The sequence below is a fragment of the Rhizomicrobium sp. genome, assembly GCF_056722145.1.
Map to the genome: position 1 here is coordinate 1 of NZ_JBWZET010000227.1, position 5,042 is coordinate 5,042.

At 63.6% G+C, this 5,042-nt stretch carries 3 protein-coding genes and 1 pseudogene; 3 read left to right on the plus strand and 1 reads right to left on the minus strand.

The genetic code is table 11. From position 1 onward, the window contains the following. Positions 1–1,326: aldehyde dehydrogenase family protein (locus AC1P6P_RS12300; protein WP_481402736.1), on the minus strand; the 1,326-nt coding region annotated here is incomplete at its 3' end. Between the two features lie 360 nt (positions 1,327–1,686). Between AC1P6P_RS12300 and AC1P6P_RS12305 the strand changes: the two genes are divergently transcribed. From AC1P6P_RS12305 to AC1P6P_RS12315, 3 genes and pseudogenes are all read left to right on the plus strand, one after another. Further along, positions 1,687–4,266 carry a TonB-dependent receptor gene (locus AC1P6P_RS12305; RefSeq protein WP_481402734.1) on the plus strand — a complete coding sequence of 860 codons (2,580 nt, stop codon included), beginning with the start codon at positions 1,687–1,689 and terminating at the stop codon, positions 4,264–4,266. A 131-nt stretch (positions 4,267–4,397) separates the two neighbouring features. Beyond that, positions 4,398–4,802, plus strand: coding sequence for a VOC family protein (locus AC1P6P_RS12310; protein ID WP_481402735.1), 405 nt, complete (start codon positions 4,398–4,400; stop codon positions 4,800–4,802). A 23-nt stretch (positions 4,803–4,825) separates the two neighbouring features. Further along, a pseudogene (locus tag AC1P6P_RS12315) lies at positions 4,826–5,042 on the plus strand (dienelactone hydrolase family protein); the annotation flags it as partial.

The following is a 5,042-nucleotide window of genomic DNA, read 5'->3' on the forward strand; positions in this document are numbered from 1 at the left end:
GCCGTGGACATAGCCCGAAAGCCCGAACTTCGAATCGTTGGCCATGGCAATCGCATGATCAAGGTCGCGATAGCCGATCACGCCGACCACCGGGCCGAAGATCTCCTCCTGCGCCGCGGGGTTGGCGTTGTCGGGCAGGTCGAGCAGCGTCGGTTCGAAGTAATGCCCCTTGGGCAGGTGCGCGGGGCGCTTGCCGCCGGTGACCACCTTGCCGCCATGTGCCACCGCCTCGCCCACGAACCGCTCGCACCGCGCCACCGCCGCCGCATTCACCACCGGCCCGAGGTCGCTCGCCGGGTCGTTGGCCGGGCCGATCTTCACCGCCTCCAGCAGCGCCTTCGCCTGGGCCAGCACCTCGGCCTTGGCTTCCTCGGGCACGAAGATCCGCGTGCCCAGCGCGCAACCCTGGCCGCCGTGGCTGGTGGTGACGATGCGGCAGTGGAACGCCGCCTTGTCCACCGCATCGGGCAGGAAGATCTGCGCCGATTTGCCGCCCAGCTCCAGCACCAGCCGCTTCAGCGTCGGCGCCGCCTGCGCCGCCACCGAAGCACCCACCGCGCAACTGCCGGTGAACGAGACCATGTCGATCGCGGCATCGGTGGTCAGCGCCAGCGCGCCTTCGAGCCCGGCCTCGACCACGACGTTGAACACCCCCGGCGGCAATTCGGCCGCGATCGCCGCCTCGGCCATCACCATCGCCGACATCGGCGTCAGCGGATTGGGTCGCAGGATCACCGCATTGCCGGTCAGCAGCGCCGGCACCACTTTCCACAGCGCGGTGAACAGCGGCACGTTGTAGGCCGCGATCGCGGTGCACACGCCATAGGGTATCCACCGCCGGATCGACTGCACCGGGCTGCCCATCATGCCGATCCGCTCGTGCATCGGCAGCGGATTTTCCTCGATCTCGGGAAGCTGCATGTAGAGGTCGCAACAATCGAAGGCATGCCGGATCGGCGTCGCGACTTGCGCGCCCATCACCCCCGACGACAGCGGGCACCCGGCCTCCAGCACCGCCAGTTCGCGGAACCGGTCGGACCGTACCTCCAGCTCGGCGGCGAACCGCCGTACCGCCGCCACCCGCGCGCCACGCGGCCGCGTGCTCCAGTCGCTTGCGTCGAACGCCCGCCGCGACGAGGCGATCGCGGCCTGCACTTGCGCCAGGCTCAGCCCCCGCACCCGGGCCACGACGCTTTCGTCCGATGGGTTCTCCACCTCGAAGACCGCGCCTTCTCCGGCGATCAGTCGCCCGTCGACAAACCCTGCGTGTTCCAGAACACCCTCCCAAAAATTCGCTATTGAGAATTTATTTTCACAGATTATGATGAAGTCGAAGGGGCGTCAATCATGTCTGCATCCTGTTGCGAAATGGGCCGGTGTTGCACTTTTCGCACGGTGGGCAGATTTGGTTTGAACCGACGTTCCCCGGCGGATTGACGTATCACAATTGTCGCTTAAACCAAGGTGTTGCAGACGGGGAAGAACATGCCGGCATGAACCGGTCCAGTCCCGTCATAAAACATTAGGGGGAGAGATTGCCGCGTGTTCCGATCGACGCCCGAAATCCCGCCAGACCCGATGGGCTGAGCCGGCATTCGCGCGTGGAATGAACGGCGGTCGCCTCGCGGATCATCTCGTTTCGGCGCACGCACGCCGAAATACAGGGTTTTACGTGGGAGGACTGACATGAAATTGAACTACCAGGTTTCAGCCGGCGCGCTGGCGTTGGCACTAGCCGGCGCGACCAGTCCGGCTTTCGCGCAAGCGAACACGGATGCCGAAGCCCGCGCCAGCGGCGATATCATCGTTACCGCCCAGCGCGTCGAACAGCGCCTGCAAGACGTGCCGGTGTCGATCTCCGTGTTCAACGGTGAGCAGCTCGCCAACCGCAACATCGCGGTTGCGACCGACCTTGCCAACTACACGCCTTCGCTCTCGGTCAACTCGCGGTACGGCCCGGAAAAGGCCACCTTCGCCATCCGCGGCTTCAACCAGGACCAGTCCACTGCGCCCACCGTCGGCGTTTATTTCGCCGACGTGGTTGGCCCGCGCGCCCAGGGCGGCACCAGCTCGGGCAACTCGGTCGGCGCCGGCTCGTTCACCGATCTGCAGAATGTCCAGGTGCTGAAGGGCCCGCAGGGCACCCTGTTCGGCCGTAACACCACCGGTGGTTCAGTGCTGCTGGTGCCCAAGAAGCCCACCGGCAAGTTCGAGGGCTATGTCGAAGGCAACATCGGCAATTACAACCAGCGTGAGATCCAGGCCGCGATCAACATTCCGCTGGCCGATACGTTCAAGGTGCGCTTCGCGATGGACCGCAACAAGCGCGACGGCTACATGATCAACCACTCCGGCGTCGGTGCCCCAGCATTCAATGACGTCAACTACGAGTACTATCGGGCGAGCATTGTCGGTAACCTGACCCCCGATCTCGAGAATTACACGATTTTCCACTACTCGAACTCGCATACCTACGGCTATGCCGCCCGCTTGCTCGGGTGCCTGCCTGCGTCCAGCCCCGCGAGCGTGCCTCCCGGCTATTCGTCATCGCTGGCCAGCCTGCAGTTCTACGTGATGTCGAACGCGGCGTGTAATCAGATCAATCGGCAGGCCGCGCGCGGCGACGGTCCGTGGGATGTCGAGGTGAACAACCCCGATCCGTATCTGAAGCTCAAGCAGTGGCAGGCGATCAACACCACCACCTGGCAGGCCAGCGACAACCTGACGGTCAAGAATATCATGAGCTATGGCCAGTTCACCGAGCGCACCAGCTTCAGCCTGAACAGCGAGAACTTCTTCGTTCCCAACAACGCGATTACGCAGTCGCTGGTCTCGCGCGGCATCCATCCGGGCGCGCCGATCCAGTACATCCTGCTCGACGTTGCACCGGGCCTCGCCAACTCGAACCAGTCGACGCTGACCGAGGAACTCCAGCTACAGGGTCATTCGGAGAAGCTTGACTGGGTGGTCGGCGGCTACCTCGAAAGCAGCAAGCCGCTAGGCTTTTCTGCCGGCCAGACCAGCATTTACGGCTACTGCTCGGACACCGAAAACCTGGTCTGCAACCAGCCGATCGGCTTCGGCGTCATCTCCGCCTCGCGCACCCAGATCACCTTCAACAACAAGGGCATCTTCGCGCAGGGCACCTACAAGGCTACTGACAAGCTCTCGCTCACGCTGGGCGCGCGCTACACGTTCGACAAGATCACCGGCTTCTCGGACGGCTATCGCCTGACCCTTATTCCGAGTGCGTCCTCGCCGACCGGCTATATCGCGCTCAACGCCTGCAACGACCCGCGCGCTACCAACGGTGCCGCGCTCACCAGCCTGTCACAGTGCCACGTCTACACCGGCGAGACGTTCACGGCCGGCATCGGCGCGGGCCAGTCGATCGACACGCCCAAGTCGAGTAAGCCGACCTGGCTGGTCAATGTCGAATACAAGCCGACCCCCGACCTGATGACCTATGCTAAGTATGCGCGCGGTTATCGCCAAGGCGGCCTGAACTTCACCAACCCGGGTCTTGAAACCTGGCAACCGGAGAAGCTCGACTCGTTCGAACTGGGTGCCAAGCTGTCGGTGCGCGGTGCGGTGCACGGCTACGTCAACGTCGCCGCGTTCTACAACAACTTCACCAACCAGCAGATCTTCGGCGGCCTTGTCGCCAAGCCGTCCAGCGGCATCGCCGGCGGCGCAGCCATCATCAACGCCGGCAAGTCGAAGATCTACGGCTTCGAGTGGGACAGCTCGCTGACCTTCTTCGACAGCCTGCGCTTCGACTTCGGCTACACCTTCCTGCACACCAAGATCGAGGCGCTGGTTGCCCCGACGCTTGATCCGAACAGCCCGTTCCAACTGATTATTCCGAACGGCGCGGTGGGCGACCCGCTGGCCTACTCGCCGAAGCACAAGCTCACGTTGACCGGCACCTACACGCTGCCGATCGACAAGAAGTACGGCGACCTCTCGGTTGGCGCGACGTACACCTACCAGTCGAAGGAGTTCTACACGACCGGCCTGAAGACGATCCTGCTGATGAACGGACTGCCGAATTACGGCCTGTTGCCGCACTACGCGCTCGTCAACCTCAACATGAACTGGAACAACATCGTTGGTTCGCCGATCGATGCCGCGTTCTATGTCACCAATCTCGGCAACAAGGCCTATCGCACCGCGATCGGCCAGTCGACGAGCTCGATCGGCTTCGAAAATGCTCTTTATGGCGCGCCGCGCATGTACGGCGTGCGGATGAAGGTTCACTTCTAAGCCTGCGATACTAAATGAAACAGGCCGCGCTCCCCCGGGAAGCGCGGCCTTTTCGTGCTTGCCTGCCACGCATTCGCGCTTCCCTTCCTCCCGCGTCCGGTTCATCGTCTCCCGCAAAGGGAGTAGTCACCATGGCCGTTACCGGGCTCGATCACGTCAACATCGTCGCCTCCAACCTCGAAGCCACCGTTGAATTCTACGGCAAGGTGCTCGGCCTGGTTCGCGATCCCAATTCGGTGCTCGAAAAAATGGGACGCCGCGGCGCCTGGATGCAGGACGAGACCGGCTATCCGATCATGCACATCCAGGGCTACGATGCCGCGCTGCACCAGGCCAACCAGGCCGGCGACATCACCCCCACCGGCGCCATCGATCACGTCGCGCTGCAATGCTCGGGCTTCGCCGCGATGCTCGACCATCTCACCGCGCTCGGCATTGAGCATCGCGTCAACGACCGCCAGTTCGGCAGCCTGCGCCAGATCTTCATCACCGATCCCGACCAGGTGAAGCTCGAACTGAACTACGCCGCCGACTGAACCCTGAAACAAAGGCCCCCACGATGTGCGATGATCGGACCGTTGCCGCCGAAGATGCCGCGCTTGCCACGCTCGGCCTCACCCGCCGCAGCTTCGCGCTCACCAGCGGCGCCACTGCGCTGTGGGCCGGTGCCGTCGCCACCGCCGCCGCAGGCAATTCGCTCACCGAAGCCAACGTCGTCATCGCCACCGCCGACGGCAAGGCCGATGCCTTCTTCGTCCATCCCGCCAAGGGCGTCC

Excerpts from the sequence above, each read along its gene's own strand:
- AC1P6P_RS12305 (WP_481402734.1), top strand. The coding sequence starts at position 1,687 with ATGAAATTGAACTACCAGGTTTCAGCCGGCGCGCTGGCGTTGGCACTA.
- AC1P6P_RS12310 (WP_481402735.1), top strand. The coding sequence starts at position 4,398 with ATGGCCGTTACCGGGCTCGATCACGTCAACATCGTCGCCTCCAACCTC.